The sequence below is a fragment of the Oceaniradius stylonematis genome (assembly GCF_003149475.2).
GTDB lineage: Bacteria > Pseudomonadota > Alphaproteobacteria > Rhizobiales > Rhizobiaceae > Roseitalea > Roseitalea stylonematis.
Genome location: NZ_QFWV02000007.1, coordinates 57,442 through 71,842 on the forward strand (window position 1 = coordinate 57,442; position 14,401 = coordinate 71,842).

Here is a 14,401-nt window from a genome sequence, read left to right on the forward strand (position 1 = left end):
CCGGAGCAGCTTTCGCTTGACCATCATCTGGCGGCGAATCGCACCCAGCATACAAAAAACCCGGCGCGCGGGGCACCGGGTTCGGTTCTGTTCGGGCGACCGGACGAGGGCGCCGCCTGCGGCCTCAGGCGGTTGCCTGTTCTTCTTCCTCGGCAGGGGCGGCCTCGGGTGCGGCACCCTCTTCGAACGCGTCGGAATCGATCGGTGCGCCGTCCTCGTCGAAATCGGCCAGCGATTCGAACGCGTCTTCATTGGCGCCGTAGATCGCCTCGGCGGACGACAGATCCTCGCCGGCGGCCTGCCGCTCGGCTTCGTCGGCCGAACGGGCGACATTGAGCGTGATCCGGGTTTCGACTTCGGGGTGCAGTACGATATCGACCTCGTGCAGGCCGATCGTCTTGATCGGCTGCTTCAGATCGACTTGGTTGCGGCCGACGCGGAAGCCCTCCTCGGTCAGGAAATCGGCGATGTCGCGGGTCGAGACCGAACCGTAGAGCTGACCGGTTTCGCCGGCCGAGCGGACGACGACGAAGTCCTTGCCGTCAAGGCCTTCGGCCACTTCCGACGCGGCCGACTTGCGCTCGGCATTGCGCGCTTCGATATGCTCGCGCTCGGCCTCGAACCGGGCGCGGTTGGCTTCGTTGGCGCGCAGCGCCCGGCCCGTCGGCAGAAGATAGTTGCGGGCGAACCCGTCCTTGACGGTGACTTCGTCGCCAATGGCGCCGAGCTTGGCGATGCGTTCCAGCAAAATGACTTTCATGGTCTTTGTCCTTTGTTCAATGCTGCTGTCAGGTGGAAGCCGGTGGTGTTCCGGTCGGCGGATTGGGTCCGCCGCCGGGGGAGACCGGCATGGGGCGGGCCGTGGCGAGAACGCCCGCAAAAAAGAAGGGAAGGGCGGCGACGAGCGTGATCGCCACGGCGCCATAGACGACGATCATCGCAAAGGGGCGCCAGGGCTGGCCGCGCGTGCGCGCATGGAAGATGGCAAAACCGGCCATGGTGAAACCTCCGGTCAGCGCGCCGGCAAAGGTCGTCGCTGCCAGGCCCAGCGGCCCGGAGACGAAACTGCCGGCGATCGCCACGGCGAGGATCATCGCGCCGGCGCGCGGCAGGCGCAGCGCCTCTGGCCAATCGTCTTTCGGACGCCTGAGCCGGCCCGATGCGCGGGTGATCGCAAGCGCCAGATAGAGCGAACCGATCAGGATCATCAGCCACAGCGCCGGCTGCATGAACGGGATCGCCCCGGTCATGAAGGCGAGAAAGCTCTCGCGGCCTTCCGGCGTGAAGGCGAATTCGGGATTGGCCTCCTGCAGCCGGGCGATCATCTCGCCGACCAATTCGTCGACCAGCGCCGGCCCGTAGCCGATCAAGGCGCCGGCGACGATGAAGGCGCCCGCCGTGATCACCGCGAGACGGACGACGACATCCGACAGGGGATACCAGGCCAGTTTGCCCGCCGGCCCGCCCACCTCTTCGGCCGGGCGGGCCAGGTTCATCCAGTAGCCCGCCGCCGTCGCCGGCAGGATCGTGGTCATGACGATGTAGACGGCCATCGGCACGTTGGCGAAGGCCGCAATCAGCAGGGCGGAAATGATGGCGCCGCTCACGCCGGCGGCAAAGCCCCAGCCGAGCGTGGCCACCATCAGCGGCACGGCGGACAGGAAATAAAGGATAACGGACAGCCCGGAGCCCGAAACGACGCCAAGGCACAAAAGCGCGGTTGCCGCGCCCGATACCAGGCCGATGCCGATCGTGTTGGCGTTCATGGTCGCTGTCCTGCGCTCCGGCAGTTAGGGACCGGCGCCGGCCCCAACTCGGTTTTCAGTGCACCGGGTCCGCCCCGGCATGGTCTTCGGTCATCATCCCGGGAGCGTGTCCCGGGACGATGTCGTTGGCGTGGTCGGCGACCTTACTTGGTCACGTAGGGCAGAAGGCCCAGGAAGCGCGCGCGTTTGATGGCCTTGGCCAGTTCGCGCTGCTTCTTCATCGACACCGCGGTGATGCGCGAGGGCACGATCTTGCCGCGTTCGGAGACGTAGCGCTGCAGCAGCTTGACGTCCTTGTAGTCGATCTTCGGCGCGTTGGCGCCCGAGAACGGGCAGGTCTTGCGGCGGCGGTGGAAGGGCCGGCGCGTCGGAAGTTGATTGATATCGACCATTAGCTGCGGCCTCCTTCGCCCCTGTCGCCTCGCGGCCCGCCGTCACGGCGCGGTCCGCCATCGCGGCGCGGACCCCGGTCGCGGTCACGGCGCTCGTCGCGGCGCATCATGGCCGAGGGGCCTTCCTCGAGTTCGTCGACCTTGACGGTCATGTAGCGCAGCACGTCCTCGTGAATGCGCTGCTGGCGCTCCAGTTCGTGGATCGCGGCGGCAGGCGCGTTGACATTGAGCAGCGTGTAATGCGCCTTGCGGTTCTTCTTGATGCGGAACTGGAGCGATTTCAGCCCCCAGCTTTCCACCTTGTCGACGCTGCCGCCAAGTTCGGACAGAACGCCCTTGAACTGGTCGACGAGTTCCTCGACCTGGTTCGATGAGATGTCCTGGCGCGCCAGGAACACGTGTTCGTAAAGTGGCATTTGATCCTTGCCTTTCGTTTCATTCCAGCCTGTCAGCGGCGAAGCCTCCTGGCCTGTCCGATCCGCGTCAGCGGCACGAAAGGCGAAAGAACTCGACGGGTCGAGAGCGGGATCTTCAGGAGGCGCAGCGCTTGTGCGATGCAAAATGGCTCCCCAATGGAGAGCCATCCCCCGTTCAGCCCCCGGCTGACCGGCTGGCGCTGATATACAGATTTTCGGCCGCCATGCAAGGGGGCGGCCGTCGGAAGGTGCGCCGTCAGCCGTCCGTCCGTGCGAAACCGATCTCGCCGACGACACGGTAGGTTTCTCCATCAATGGGCGCGCTTGCGGTTGTGATCGAGAAGCGATCGTCGCCGATTGTCCACCGCATCTGTACCTTGAAGCGTTCGCCGGTGTCCGGATCGCGCCCCCGGAAGGAGACCGTCATCGTCTGGCCACGGCTGCGTCCGGAGACATTGGCGGCCCCCGCGCCGAACGGGTTCGACCAGCGACCGCTCAGTCTGCCCCCTTCGGCGGTCATCCGGCCCGAAAGGTCGAACCGCCGCCCCGGCGCCGCGCACGTGCCCGAAACCGACAAGCGCCCAAGAGCGTGATCGACCCGGTTGGTCAGGCGGCAGCGCACCCGCTCGCGCGGCGCACCGGGTTCGCGGCTCGCCCATCCCGCACCCGCCCACTTGCCGCCAAGCGACAGAAGGGGTTCGGCCTTCGCCGGCCACGCTAGGCCGACCATCAGGAGCACAAGCAGGGCCGGGCGGATCATCGGCGAAACCATCGTTGTCGCAGAAGCGCGGGCAGGAAGACCAGGTCGGCCAGCAGCGCCGTGATGAAGGTAAGGATCAGCATGGTTCCGAACAGCCGGACCGTGGCGAATGCGCTCAGATAAACGACCAGCAGGCCGACACACAACAGCAGCGTCGTCGCGATCATCGCCCGCCCGGTTCCCTCGAGCGATCGGCGCAGGGCAGCGTCGATGGCATGTCCGTCGCGCCGCTCGCGGTCGAACCGGCTGACGAAGTGGATCGAGTCGTCGACCGCGATCCCGAATGCGACGGTCAGCGCAAGCGCGGCCGTCGGTATCATCCGTCCGCCGTCGATCAGGTGCAGCGCCGCGCCGGCCAACGCCAGCGGCAACAGGTTCGGAAGCAAGAGGGCGATCGCCAGCATCGGCCAGCCAAGCGCGACCGCGACCAGCACCACGGAGGCAAGGCACGCCATGACCAGCCCGATCGACAACTGCTGGATGATGTCGAGCGGTTCGTGGCGCATCAGCACCGGCAGACCGCTGACACGGGCTGCCCCGCTTGCCCGCGCGCTCTGTTCGAACCGGTCGAACCTGGCGAGCGCCGCTTCATCGCGCATCGGGTCTCCGATGGGCACCATCACGCGCGTGGTCTGTCCTTCTTCGGAGGCCAATTGGCGCAGAAGTGCCGGGGGAACGTCGGCGAGGTCTTCAGGTCCCGGCGGCCGTCCCGAAACGCCAAGCTGTGCCGCCAATGTCGCCAGCGAGATGACGGCCAGCTGCGGGTTTTCGGCCTGAAGGCGCTCGGTCGAGGCAACCAGGCTCCGCCAGCCGGATCCGGTTGTCCAGCCGCCCTCGGCCTCGAGATCGAAGTCGACCCAGGCACGGAAGAACCCGCCAAAATCCCGTTCTATGACATCGGATGCGCGGTAGACGGCGCTGTCCTGCGCCAGATTTCCGCGATATGTGAACCAGGGTTCGGTCAGCGACACGGCGAAGGTCGCTGCAAGCCCGATGAAGGCGCCGCAAGCGATGACGACGCGCCCGTGATTGAAGACGAGCTGGCCGAACAGGGGCGGCACGCCGACCGTGCGCCGCCGCCGAAGGCGCGCCGCGGCCCCGGCGGGAACGAACCGCGCAAGAAGGGCATAGCCGACCAGAACGACGAGATAGGCCGATATCGTCGACAGCGCGCCGAGCAGCGCCAGTTCCCGCAAGGGCTCGCTGTCGGCGATGGCGATGGCGGCGAATGCCACGGCGGTGGTGATCGCCGTCAACCCGCAGGCGGGACCGACACGGCCGGCGGTATCGGCGATGCGCTCAGGGGTCGGAGTGGTCGCCGGTGCGTCTTCAAGAAGATGCATGACCAGGTGCACGCTGTCGGCAAGGCCGAGCACCAGCACCAGGACCGGCACGACATTGGTGATCACGGTGATCGGCAGTCCCGTCGCCGCGAATATCCCGAGCGTGACCAGCAGGCCGGCGGCCGCCGGTGCGGCGGTCAGCGCCGCAACGCGCAGATCGCCGAAGATCACCCAGCACATCAGGACACCCAAGAGGCCCCCGGCCACGTTCAGGCGGATCAGGTCGACACGCAGCGCTTCGACGATGTCGACCGCCATCGCCGGTTCGCCGGCGACGGTATAGGCAAGGCCGGGCGCACCGAACGCATCGGTCAGCGCTCTGATCGTCGCGAGCAGCGGGCGCGTCTCTGGGCTGCCGTGGGGCAGGTCTATGGCGACGGCCATCAACAGAGCGGTCCGATCCGGGCTGATCAGCGGCGGCAGCGTGCCGGTGAGTTCCGAAAAGGCCTCGATCCGGGGCTCCAGCGTGTCCGGATCGATCGGTTCGGGCACCATCGGCGCGCCGGGATAGGCCTCGTGGTCGGGCGGAAAGCGCAGCGCGAACGGCGACAGGACGTAGTTGACGCGGCCGGTCAGCTCGAGTTCGAGCGCAAGGTCGCGCATCTGCCGATAGGCATCCGCCGAAAAGCCGGCCGGATGCTCGGCGAGAACGAGGATATCCTGTTCGGCCCCTCTTAGATCTTCGGAAAGGGCGCGATAGTCGCGCGAGACGGCGCTGTCCGATGACAGCGTGCGCACCACATTGTCGTCGAAGCGGAGCTGCGGCAGGACCGCAAGTGCGCCGAGCATGATCAGGCTCAGAACGAGCGCCGCTCGCACCGGATTTCGCGACGCCCAGACGCCCGGAAACCCCAGGACATCGAAAAGCGCGAGAGGCTGCTTCACGACGGCCCGTGCGCCCAAGCGATGCGTGCCCGGGCGTCCGTCCATGCCGACCAGCGCCAGGCGTGCAGCCATCGTCCCCAGACCGCGATCAGCCCGTTCGGGCTTTGCGCCGCAAGGCGCGAGCCCAGGAGCGGCCCTGCGGTCCGGCGATTGTGATCGCAAAAGGCGACCGCTGCCGCGGCGAAGGACCGGTCGCAAACCGAGCCGAACATCAGCGTTTCGAACACGTCCAGATCCGGCGGCCGGCCATAGCTCAGTCGGTGGTCGGAGACCGTGCGCACGATCGCGTCGCGCAAATCGATGGTCGTGTGGGCGTGCACGCCGGCGACGACGATCCGCCATGCATCGGCCGGTCGGTGCCGCCAGTGCGGACTGCGGCAGGCGTCGAAATAGGGCTTCCAGTGGGCCGAGCAGGGGCCGCGGCCGGCGATGACCGCGCCCACGCGCTCTTCATACAGTGCGAAGAAATGCGGAATCAGGCGGAAGACGATGTCGGCGTCCGGCTGGCCGCTCAGACGATCCAGCCAATGTATGGTCGAGCACCGGTAGAGGCGGGCGAACAGCTCATGCGGCGTGCCATCGAGTGACGCAACGCGTTGGCCGAGCCTGGCAGCGACCGTTTCGGCCGCTGCCTCCGGGAAGGGCGTGGCCCCTCCGGTGATCGCGCGTGTCGGTGCGGCTGCCGTGATCGTCATCCCCGGGCCCCCTGCTCAGCCGAAAAGACTGTATGGGAGGGCCGGGCCCGCGGCAAGCGGCGAGCGGAGGGGGACTGCCGTCAGGTCCAGAACAGCCAGGCCGTGTAGCCGGCATATGTGGCGAGCAACGCAATGCCCCAGACCCGTCCGATCGTCCGGCCGCTCAGCAGGAGCGCGGCGAAAACTGCCGTTGCCAAGCCCAGCATGAGGGCGTCGCCGGGCGCGAGCACGCCGGCTGCCGGGATCGGCACGACAAGCGCGGTGGCTCCCAGAATGCCGAAGATGTTGAAGATGTTCGAGCCGATGACGTTGCCGATCGCCACGTCGCCCTGGCGGCGGATGGCGGCGACCAGTGTCGTCGCAAGCTCGGGCAGGGACGTTCCGACGGCGACGATCGTCAGCCCGATCACCGCTTCCGATATGCCGAGGCCACGCGCGATGGCGGTCGCCCCGTTGATCAGCATCTCCGCGCCCGCAAACAGCAGGGCCAGACCGCCGACAAGCAGCAATGCGATGACGGGGACGGCGGCCGCGCCTGATCCGGCCACCGGCTGTTCAGTAGCCGCGCCGGCATCGCTGTCCGATCGGACCGCATTTCCCAGATAGACGGCCAGAAGGACCAGAAGACCGAGCCCGATGACCCGTCCGATCGTGTCGAAGAACAGCAGCCCGGTCGCGGCGAGCCCGGCCACCAGCATGACGATCACGTCGGTTCGGTTTGCCCGGTCGAGCGCGGCAACCGGCGCGATCGCGATGCCGATCCCGGCGATGAGCAGGATGTTGGCGATGTTCGATCCGATGACATTGCCCAGCGCGATCGCCGGCGTTCCGGCCAGTGCCGCGCGCACGGACACCAGCAGTTCGGGCATCGACGTGCCGAAGCCGACCACCACCACGCCGACCACAAACGCGCTGATGCCGAGGCGAAGCGCCGCTGCCACGGCGCCCCGCACCAGCAGTTCGCCGCCCACAAACAAAGCCGCCAGACCTGCGGCAACAAGCAGATAGGAGTTCACAATCAGGTCCATGCCGCGCCAACGACGCAGAAGGCACGTTTCACCGTGCCAACAGGACCGGGCGGCTGGCCTGTCGACGATCAGATGGTGTGTCCGCGGCGGCGCGCAAGGGGCGTCGCCATTGTTCCCGAATGCGAGGCGGAATGGCCAGATAGGCGATCAGCGTGGCCGGGTCGATCATTCGTCGTTTGCCGCATCCCGCTCGCCCGCGATCGCCAGCCGCGCCACCATCCAGCACAGCCAGAGCGTCGGCAGGCCGACCAGTCCGCCGATGACGGCCAGTCCCACCGGCCCGGTGCCGATGGCGGTCGACAGCGCATAGGCCGCGGTTCCGGCGACGGCCAGAATTTCCGCATCGACCAGAATGATGCCGGCGATCGCGGTGAACAGCGCCGACGTCGTCAGCACGGCGGTTTCCCCCGAGGTTTCGGGTCCAATGTCGGTCGTTGATTGGGTGTCGGTCATGAAAGGGCCTTGAGTGTTGGTGCGCGCCGGTTTCCGGCTGGCTGACCGATACTCAAGGCTCTGATTGCGGCATTTGCAAGCCCTGCCTTGGCGGGGTTGCGGCCTGCCTATCGACCGAGCGTGTCGACGACCAGTTCGGCCGCAGCCGCGCCGGAGAATTGCTGCTGGCCGGTGATCAGATTGCCGTCGCGCACCGCGAACGGCTTGAACGGCGAGTTGACGACGAAGTTGGTTCCGTCGAGTTTCCGGGCCTCCTCCTCGATCCAGAACGGCTGGATCTTCTGCCCGACGAAATCGTCGGCGAACTTCTCTTCGGCATCGGCAAAGCCCGTCCATGTCTTGCCGGCAACGAGAAGCGAGCCGTCCGGCAGTTTCGTTTTGAGCAGCACGCAGGTTGCATGGCAGACGATGGCCACCGCCTTGTCCGCCTCATGGGCCTTGGCGACGAAGGCGTGCAGGTCGCCATCGTCGATCATGGTGACCATCGGCGATTGGCCGCCGGCAAGAAAGATCGCGTCATAATCCTCAATCGACACATCGGCGATGGACTTGGTGCCCGTGAGCAGCGCGGCATGGGCTGGCGATTTCTTGAAGCCCAGCGAGACGATGTCGTGGGCCGAGTATTGGCTGTCATCTTCGGGGTCGGAAAAGCCGTCGGCGGCAAGGTCGCCGCCCTTGGGCGATACGATGTCGACCGTGTAGCCGGCCTCGGTGAACACCCAGTAGGGATGGGTGAGTTCGGCCCACCAGAAGCCGACCGGCCAGCCCGTGGTCGGCGAGGTGGCCGGGTTGGCGGCGATCATGAGAATGCGTTTTTCGCCGTGTGTGTCGATGGATGCACTCATTGCGCAAGGTCCTTTCAGGAGACGGTTTGGGTCGAGGGATAAATCCACCGCGCCAGTGCGCGGGTCAGGCGGGGCATGATCAGGTAGGTCATCGCCAGCACCTGAAGCGTGACGGTCAGCAGCAGGCGCAAGGCCAGCGGCCAGCCGCCGATGAGCGGGTCGAGAACAAGGTTCAGCGCAAGCACCAGAACAAAGACGACCGCGATCAGGAGCGCCGCCATACGATGAGGCGAGGGCTGCGGCACCACGGTGCCTGGCGGCGGGTCGAACCAGACTTCGAGCCCTGTCATCCGGTCCCAGGCGGCATCGCCATCCACATGCGGCGCAATCTCTTCCAGGTATCGCGCCCGCAGGTCGGAGCGCTCGAAGGCTTCAAGGTTTTCCAGACTGTCGAACCGGAAGACGCTTCTGTACTCGCGCTCGCCCGCCTCGGGCCGATGGAACTCGGCGCCGACATAGCCGGGAAGGTCCTTTGCCTCGGTCGTCAGGCGCTCGAGCCAGTCCTCATAAGCCTGTTCGGAACCGGGCCTGACGCGCCGGCGCGCGATGACTGTGACGGGCTCGCTCATGACGTGCCGGCCCGCTCGACGGCGGCGAAGGCCCAGCTGCGGCCCTTGCCGCGCAGGATCGCCTGGTTGATCCAGACCAGCGCATAAGGCTCCAACAGTCGCGCCCTTGTCAGATCGCCCGCATCGAGCGGCTCGAATCCGAGATCGGTCAGAAGCCCGGCGACCACGGCTTTCGCACCGTCATCGTCGCCGGCCATGAACATGACGGGCGGCATCGCGAAACCCGACGTATCGGCCATGATCTCCGCGCCCACCTGGTTGAGCGTCTTGACGATGTTGGCGCCCGGCAGCCATCGCGCCACCTGCTCGGCGCCGGACGATGTGTGGCCGACGGCCAGGCCCATGCCGTCCGGCGTACGCGTGATCGGGTTCATGCAGTCGATGACGGTCTTGCCGGTCAGGTCTCCGAGCGTCGGCAGCGCGGTTTCCGCCGCAGCCCAGGGCAGGGCAAGCACCACTGTCGATGCCGCCCGCGCTGCATCGCGGGGGTTTTCCCGCCGCACGCCGGGGGCGTCGCCGATGGACGCGCCGTCCGTTGATCGACGGGCCCGGACGCCGAGAACGATGTCGTGGCCGGCACGCGCCCACCCCGCTGCAAGCGCGCGGCCGACATGGCCGGCGCCGATGATCGCGATTGTCATGAACCGGTTTCCGCTTGGCTTTCCATGGGCGGAGAGATAAAGCGCCACCTAGTTCAATGAAAATGAAATCGATCAATGTCTGATATCGATACAGTTGCATTACGCCGCCTCGACATGACATTGCTGCTCGTCTTCCTGTCGATGATGCGCCACCGCAAGGCGGTCGCTGTCGCTCGCGAGATGGGGCTGACGCAGTCGGCGATCAGTCATGCGCTCAAGCGCCTGCGCGATGCGTTCGGCGACCCGCTCTTTCTGCGCCAGCCGCACGGCATGGAGCCGACATCGGTTGCGCTGGCGCTCGAACCGGTGGTGCGCGAGGCGGTGGAGACACTGGACAAAGCGCTGAAGCCGCCCGCGCCGTTCGAACCGGCGCGCGCCGAAGCCATTGTGCGTATCGCCGCCAACGACAACGAGATCATGACCATGCTGCCGCCGCTTCTGGCGCGGCTGAGCGACAAGGCTCCCGGCTTGCGGGTCGCCGTCCGCAGTCTCGAGCGCAAGGCGGCTCTGGCGGCGTTGGCGCAGGGCGAGATCGATCTTGCCACCGGCTTCTTCTGGGACCTGCCGTCGGGTTTTGAAGCGAGGTCGCTCTATGGTCAGGGCTATCGTGTGGTTGCCCGGTCCGGACATCCGCTTGTCGGACAGGCGCTCGACCTTGAGACTTATTGCGCCTGCCGCCACCTGGTCGTCTCGCCGTCGGGCGATCTGGAAGGCATCGTCGACGATGTGCTGGCCGGGCAGGGTCGGCGCCGCGATGTCGCCGCTGCTGTGCCGCTCTTCATGCCGGCGCTCGAGACGGCGGCGACCACCGATCTGGTCGCCACGCTTCCCGAAAGGCTCGTCGGCATCTACGCGCACCGCTTCGGGCTCATCGTCCATCGACCGCCATTGTCGCTGCGCGAGATCGTCATCTCGGCGGTCATTCACCGACGCAACGCGGCCAACCCGCTGCATCGCTGGCTGGTTGGCGCGTTCCGCGAACTGTTCGGTGCATCCTGACGCGGCGTCGCGGCCGTTTGGCCTTGACACTCCAGCCCTTCTCCCGCACCAAGCGCGCGCTTTTGACGAGGACCGATCATGACAATTGCCTTCACGTTTCCGGGCCAGGGCTCACAGGCCGTCGGCATGGGCAAGGACCTCGCCGATGCGTTTGCAGAAGCGCGGGCCGTCTTCGAGGAGGTGGATGCGGCGCTGGGCGAAAACCTTTCAAAGACGATGTGGGAAGGGCCGGACGATTCGCTCACCCTGACCGCCAACGCCCAGCCGGCCCTGATGGCCGTCTCGATGGCCGTTGTCCGCGTGCTGGAAGCCCAGGGCTACAAGGTCTGGGAAAAGGCCGCTTTCGTCGCCGGACACTCGTTGGGCGAATACTCCGCCCACGCCGCCGCCGGCACCTTTACCATCGCCGATGCGGCGCGGCTGCTGCGGGTGCGCGGCAACGCCATGCAGGCCGCCGTCCCGGCCGGCGAAGGAGCGATGGCGGCGATCATCGGTCTCGACGATGCGGGCGTGCAGGCAGCCTGCGACGAGGCCGCAGCCCACGGGCCCTGCCAGATCGCCAATGACAATGGCGGCGGGCAGATCGTCATTTCCGGCGGCAGGCAGGCGGTCGAGGCTGCTGCCGACATCGCCAGGGCCAATGGCGCAAAGCTCGCCAAGCTGCTCGCTGTCTCGGCGCCCTTTCATTCATCGCTGATGGCGCCGGCCGCCGATGCCATGGCCGAAGCGCTCGCCAATGTCCGCGTGTCCGAGCCGATGGTGCCCGTCATCGCCAATGTGACGGTGGCGCCCGTGACCGGAGCCGACGCCATCATCGAAACGCTCGTCAAGCAGGTCACCGGGCAGGTGCGTTGGCGCGAAACCGTGCAATGGCTGGCCGCACAGGGCGTCACAAATCTGGTCGAGGCCGGATCGGGCAAGGTGCTGACCGGGCTGGCGCGCCGCATAGACCGCTCGGTCGATGCCGTTGCCATTTCGACGCCCGCCGATATAGAAGCGTTCCTCGAAAAGAACGCCTGAGCCAGAGCCAGAGCGAAACAACGGAACGGGAACTGCCATGATCGATCTGAGCGGCCGCAAGGCGCTGGTGACCGGCGCGTCCGGGGGCATTGGCGAGGCGATCGCCCGCACGCTGCATGCCCAGGGCGCGACCGTGGGCCTGCATGGCACGCGCGAAGAAAGGCTCGAAGCGCTGGCCGGCGAGCTCGGCGGCCGGGTGCAAATCTTTCCCGCCAACCTGTCCGATCGTGCCGCAGTCGACGATCTGGCCAGGAAGGCCGAGGCGGACCTGGAAGGCGTCGACATCCTCGTCAACAATGCCGGCATCACCCGTGACGGGCTCTTCGTGCGCATGTCCGACGACGACTGGGACACGGTCATCGAGGTCAACCTGACGGCTGTGTTCCGGCTGACGCGGGCGCTGACCCACCCGATGATGCGCCGTCGCAACGGTCGCATCGTCAACATCTCCTCGGTTGTCGGCGTCACCGGCAATGCCGGCCAGGCGAACTATTGCGCCTCAAAGGCGGGACTGATCGGCTTCACCAAGTCGCTGGCCCAGGAGATTGCCTCGCGCAATGTCACCGTCAATGCCGTCGCGCCGGGCTTCATCGAGAGCGCGATGACCGAAAAACTCAATGAAAAACAGACCGATGCCATTATGGGCGCCATCCCGATGAAGCGCATGGGCACGGGCGCTGAAGTGGCAATGACAGTGGCGTTTCTCGCCTCCGACGAAGCGTCTTACATCACCGGCCAGACGCTGCACGTCAATGGCGGCATGGCGATGATCTGAGGGCGCGTTCCGGCATTTGGGCCGTCCACAAACTTCTTTTCGCTCCGCTCTTTCATCTTGATTAGGCTGGCGGGTGCGGATAGTCACGAGCGAACCGAATAGAACCAATCAAGGATTTCCGACATGAGTGATGTTGCAGAGCGGGTCAAGAAGATCGTCGTCGAGCACCTCGGTGTTGACGCAGACAAGGTGACCGAAGGCGCAAGCTTCATCGACGATCTGGGCGCCGACAGCCTCGATACGGTCGAACTCGTGATGGCGTTCGAGGAAGAGTTCGGCGTGGAAATCCCCGATGATGCCGCCGAAACGATCCTGACCGTGGGCGATGCGGTCAAGTTCATCGAAAAAGCCAACGCCTGACCTCAGACGCCCGGCCGTTCGCGCCGGGTGCGTTTCCGATGCAGATGCGCCGTGTTGTCATCACCGGGATCGGCATGGTTTCGCCGCTCGCGGCGGACGCCGAAACCACATGGGCCCGCCTGCTCGAGGGCCGAAGCGCCGCGCGCAAGGTCACCGAGTTCGAGGTCGACGACCTGCCGGCGCAGATTGCCTGCCGTCTGCCGTTCGGCGACGGCAGCGACGGCACCTACAATGCCGACGACTGGATGGAGCCCAAGGAGCAGCGCAAGGTCGATGATTTCATCGTCTATGGCGTTGCCGCGGCCGAACAGGCGCTCGCCGATGCCGACTGGCATCCCGAAAGCGATGAGGACCAGATCGCGACCGGCGTCCTGATCGGATCGGGCATTGGCGGCATCGAGGGCATCGTCGAGACCGGATACGTGCTGCGCGACCGCGGTCCGCGCCGCGTTTCGCCTTTCTTCATTCCCGGCCGGCTGATCAATCTGGTCAGCGGCCATGTCTCGATCCGCCACAAGCTGCGCGGCCCGAACCACTCGGTCGTCACCGCCTGTTCGACCGGCGCGCATGCCATCGGCGATGCCAGCCGCCTGATCGCGCTGGGCGATGCGGACGTGATGGTCGCCGGCGGCACGGAATCGCCGGTCTGCCGGATTTCGCTGGCTGGCTTTGCCGCCTGCAAGGCGCTGTCCACCGGCCGCAACGATGATCCGGCTGCCGCCTCGCGTCCCTATGACCGCGACCGCGACGGGTTCGTCATGGGCGAGGGCGCCGGTGTCGTCGTGCTCGAGGAACTCGAACACGCAAAGGCGCGCGGCGCGAAGATCTACGCCGAAGTGGTCGGCTACGGCCTTTCGGGCGATGCCTATCACATCACCGCTCCGTCCGAGAACGGTGAGGGCGCCGAACGCTGCATGCGCTCCGCGCTCGCCCGCGCCGGCATCGCGCCTGCCGAAATCGACTACATCAACGCCCACGGCACATCGACCATGGCCGATACGATCGAACTGGGTGCCGTTGAGCGGGTTCTGGGCAATGCGGCGGGCAAGGTGTCCATGTCGTCGACCAAGTCGTGCATCGGCCATCTTCTGGGCGCGGCTGGCGCGGTCGAGGCGATCTTCTGCACGCTGGCCATCCGTGATCAGGTCGTGCCGCCGACGATCAATCTCGACAATCCCGATGTGGACACCGCGATCGACCTTGTACCGCATCAAAAACGCCAGCGTCGGGTCGATATCGCCCTGTCCAACTCGTTCGGCTTTGGCGGCACCAACGCCTCGCTGGTCCTGCGCCGCTTCGACGCCTGACGCAGCGCCAAGGTTCCGCAAGGGGCCACCGGTTTTTCGCCACAAAGGCTTTTATTGTGCGCGTCGATACGCCAAACCATGACATTCTGTCGAAGCGACAAGCCAACCCGGCCAAGCCGGAGCGACAGTGTGCGAACCGCCACCATT

17 protein-coding genes are annotated in these 14,401 nt (G+C 66.3%); 5 read left to right on the forward strand and 12 right to left on the reverse strand.

Translation table 11 applies throughout. The annotated features are described in order from the left end of the window. Nucleotides 1–124 precede the first annotated feature (124 nt). The 12 genes from rplI to DEM25_RS11300 form a co-directional block, all read right to left on the reverse strand. Nucleotides 125–760 (reverse strand): 50S ribosomal protein L9, encoded by a 636-nt coding sequence (gene rplI / locus DEM25_RS11245; protein WP_109765868.1) that lies wholly within the window; start codon nt 758–760, stop codon nt 125–127. A gap of 28 nt (nt 761–788) precedes the next feature. Continuing rightward, the gene (locus tag DEM25_RS11250; RefSeq protein ID WP_109765869.1) at nt 789–1,766 is read right to left on the reverse strand and encodes a DUF2232 domain-containing protein; all 978 of its coding nucleotides are present in this window, start codon (nt 1,764–1,766) and stop codon (nt 789–791) included. 143 nt (nt 1,767–1,909) lie between these two features. Beyond that, nucleotides 1,910–2,158 (reverse strand): 30S ribosomal protein S18, encoded by a 249-nt coding sequence (gene rpsR / locus DEM25_RS11255; protein ID WP_109765870.1) that lies wholly within the window; start codon nt 2,156–2,158, stop codon nt 1,910–1,912. Then, nucleotides 2,158–2,574 (reverse strand): 30S ribosomal protein S6, encoded by a 417-nt coding sequence (gene rpsF / locus DEM25_RS11260; protein ID WP_109766137.1) that lies wholly within the window; start codon nt 2,572–2,574, stop codon nt 2,158–2,160. The genes rpsR and rpsF overlap by 1 nt, the downstream gene beginning before the upstream one ends. 256 nt (nt 2,575–2,830) lie before the next feature. Next, entirely contained in the window at nt 2,831–3,334 is a 504-nt protein-coding gene (locus DEM25_RS11265; protein WP_147393314.1) for a ubiquitin family protein, read from the reverse strand. Further along, nucleotides 3,331–5,634 (reverse strand): efflux RND transporter permease subunit, encoded by a 2,304-nt coding sequence (locus DEM25_RS11270; RefSeq protein WP_158585249.1) that lies wholly within the window; start codon nt 5,632–5,634, stop codon nt 3,331–3,333. The genes DEM25_RS11265 and DEM25_RS11270 overlap by 4 nt, the downstream gene beginning before the upstream one ends. Continuing rightward, a complete protein-coding gene (locus DEM25_RS17800) occupies nt 5,559–6,257 on the reverse strand; it encodes a hypothetical protein (RefSeq protein WP_158585250.1) in 699 nt (232 codons plus the stop codon). The genes DEM25_RS11270 and DEM25_RS17800 overlap by 76 nt, the downstream gene beginning before the upstream one ends. An 80-nt stretch (nt 6,258–6,337) precedes the next feature. Continuing rightward, the gene (locus tag DEM25_RS11280; protein ID WP_196780362.1) at nt 6,338–7,285 is read right to left on the reverse strand and encodes a calcium/sodium antiporter; all 948 of its coding nucleotides are present in this window, start codon (nt 7,283–7,285) and stop codon (nt 6,338–6,340) included. Nucleotides 7,286–7,450: 165 nt separating this feature from the next. Beyond that, a complete protein-coding gene (locus tag DEM25_RS11285) occupies nt 7,451–7,738 on the reverse strand; it encodes a hypothetical protein (protein WP_109765874.1) in 288 nt (95 codons plus the stop codon). Nucleotides 7,739–7,845: 107 nt separating this feature from the next. Continuing rightward, complete coding sequence (locus DEM25_RS11290; RefSeq protein ID WP_109765875.1) at nt 7,846–8,583, reverse strand: type 1 glutamine amidotransferase domain-containing protein; 738 nt, start codon at nt 8,581–8,583, stop codon at nt 7,846–7,848. Nucleotides 8,584–8,597: 14 nt separating this feature from the next. Next, nucleotides 8,598–9,152 (reverse strand): antibiotic biosynthesis monooxygenase, encoded by a 555-nt coding sequence (locus DEM25_RS11295; protein ID WP_109765876.1) that lies wholly within the window; start codon nt 9,150–9,152, stop codon nt 8,598–8,600. After that, nucleotides 9,149–9,793 (reverse strand): NADPH-dependent F420 reductase, encoded by a 645-nt coding sequence (locus DEM25_RS11300; protein ID WP_109765877.1) that lies wholly within the window; start codon nt 9,791–9,793, stop codon nt 9,149–9,151. Before DEM25_RS11300 ends, DEM25_RS11295 begins: the two co-directional genes overlap by 4 nt. A gap of 75 nt (nt 9,794–9,868) precedes the next feature. Between DEM25_RS11300 and DEM25_RS11305 the strand changes: the two genes are divergently transcribed. The 5 genes from DEM25_RS11305 (at nt 9,869) to fabF (ending at nt 14,254) form a co-directional block, all read left to right on the forward strand. Next, nucleotides 9,869–10,792: a LysR family transcriptional regulator gene (locus tag DEM25_RS11305; protein WP_109765878.1), complete on the forward strand. Its 924-nt coding sequence runs from the start codon at nt 9,869–9,871 to the stop codon at nt 10,790–10,792. Between the two features lie 78 nt (nt 10,793–10,870). Continuing rightward, nucleotides 10,871–11,812 carry an ACP S-malonyltransferase gene (gene fabD / locus DEM25_RS11310; protein WP_109765879.1) on the forward strand — a complete coding sequence of 314 codons (942 nt, stop codon included), beginning with the start codon at nt 10,871–10,873 and terminating at the stop codon, nt 11,810–11,812. A gap of 37 nt (nt 11,813–11,849) precedes the next feature. Beyond that, nucleotides 11,850–12,587 carry a 3-oxoacyl-[acyl-carrier-protein] reductase gene (fabG, locus tag DEM25_RS11315; protein ID WP_109765880.1) on the forward strand — a complete coding sequence of 246 codons (738 nt, stop codon included), beginning with the start codon at nt 11,850–11,852 and terminating at the stop codon, nt 12,585–12,587. 123 nt (nt 12,588–12,710) lie between these two features. Further along, a complete protein-coding gene (locus DEM25_RS11320) occupies nt 12,711–12,947 on the forward strand; it encodes an acyl carrier protein (RefSeq protein ID WP_053998033.1) in 237 nt (78 codons plus the stop codon). 44 nt (nt 12,948–12,991) lie between these two features. Beyond that, nucleotides 12,992–14,254, forward strand: coding sequence for a beta-ketoacyl-ACP synthase II (gene fabF, locus DEM25_RS11325; protein ID WP_109766139.1), 1,263 nt, complete (start codon nt 12,992–12,994; stop codon nt 14,252–14,254). Nucleotides 14,255–14,401 lie beyond the last annotated feature (147 nt).

Excerpts from the sequence above, each read along its gene's own strand:
- DEM25_RS11265 (WP_147393314.1), bottom strand. The coding sequence starts at position 3,334 with ATGATCCGCCCGGCCCTGCTTGTGCTCCTGATGGTCGGCCTAGCGTGG.
- fabD (WP_109765879.1), top strand. The coding sequence starts at position 10,871 with ATGACAATTGCCTTCACGTTTCCGGGCCAGGGCTCACAGGCCGTCGGC.
- DEM25_RS11320 (WP_053998033.1), top strand. The coding sequence starts at position 12,711 with ATGAGTGATGTTGCAGAGCGGGTCAAGAAGATCGTCGTCGAGCACCTC.
- DEM25_RS11270 (WP_158585249.1), bottom strand. The coding sequence starts at position 5,634 with ATGGCTGCACGCCTGGCGCTGGTCGGCATGGACGGACGCCCGGGCACG.
- DEM25_RS11305 (WP_109765878.1), top strand. The coding sequence starts at position 9,869 with ATGTCTGATATCGATACAGTTGCATTACGCCGCCTCGACATGACATTG.
- DEM25_RS17800 (WP_158585250.1), bottom strand. The coding sequence starts at position 6,257 with ATGACGATCACGGCAGCCGCACCGACACGCGCGATCACCGGAGGGGCC.
- DEM25_RS11295 (WP_109765876.1), bottom strand. The coding sequence starts at position 9,152 with ATGAGCGAGCCCGTCACAGTCATCGCGCGCCGGCGCGTCAGGCCCGGT.
- DEM25_RS11300 (WP_109765877.1), bottom strand. The coding sequence starts at position 9,793 with ATGACAATCGCGATCATCGGCGCCGGCCATGTCGGCCGCGCGCTTGCA.
- fabF (WP_109766139.1), top strand. The coding sequence starts at position 12,992 with ATGCGCCGTGTTGTCATCACCGGGATCGGCATGGTTTCGCCGCTCGCG.
- DEM25_RS11285 (WP_109765874.1), bottom strand. The coding sequence starts at position 7,738 with ATGACCGACACCCAATCAACGACCGACATTGGACCCGAAACCTCGGGG.
- DEM25_RS11290 (WP_109765875.1), bottom strand. The coding sequence starts at position 8,583 with ATGAGTGCATCCATCGACACACACGGCGAAAAACGCATTCTCATGATC.
- rpsF (WP_109766137.1), bottom strand. The coding sequence starts at position 2,574 with ATGCCACTTTACGAACACGTGTTCCTGGCGCGCCAGGACATCTCATCG.
- rplI (WP_109765868.1), bottom strand. The coding sequence starts at position 760 with ATGAAAGTCATTTTGCTGGAACGCATCGCCAAGCTCGGCGCCATTGGC.
- rpsR (WP_109765870.1), bottom strand. The coding sequence starts at position 2,158 with ATGGTCGATATCAATCAACTTCCGACGCGCCGGCCCTTCCACCGCCGC.
- DEM25_RS11280 (WP_196780362.1), bottom strand. The coding sequence starts at position 7,285 with ATGGACCTGATTGTGAACTCCTATCTGCTTGTTGCCGCAGGTCTGGCG.
- fabG (WP_109765880.1), top strand. The coding sequence starts at position 11,850 with ATGATCGATCTGAGCGGCCGCAAGGCGCTGGTGACCGGCGCGTCCGGG.
- DEM25_RS11250 (WP_109765869.1), bottom strand. The coding sequence starts at position 1,766 with ATGAACGCCAACACGATCGGCATCGGCCTGGTATCGGGCGCGGCAACC.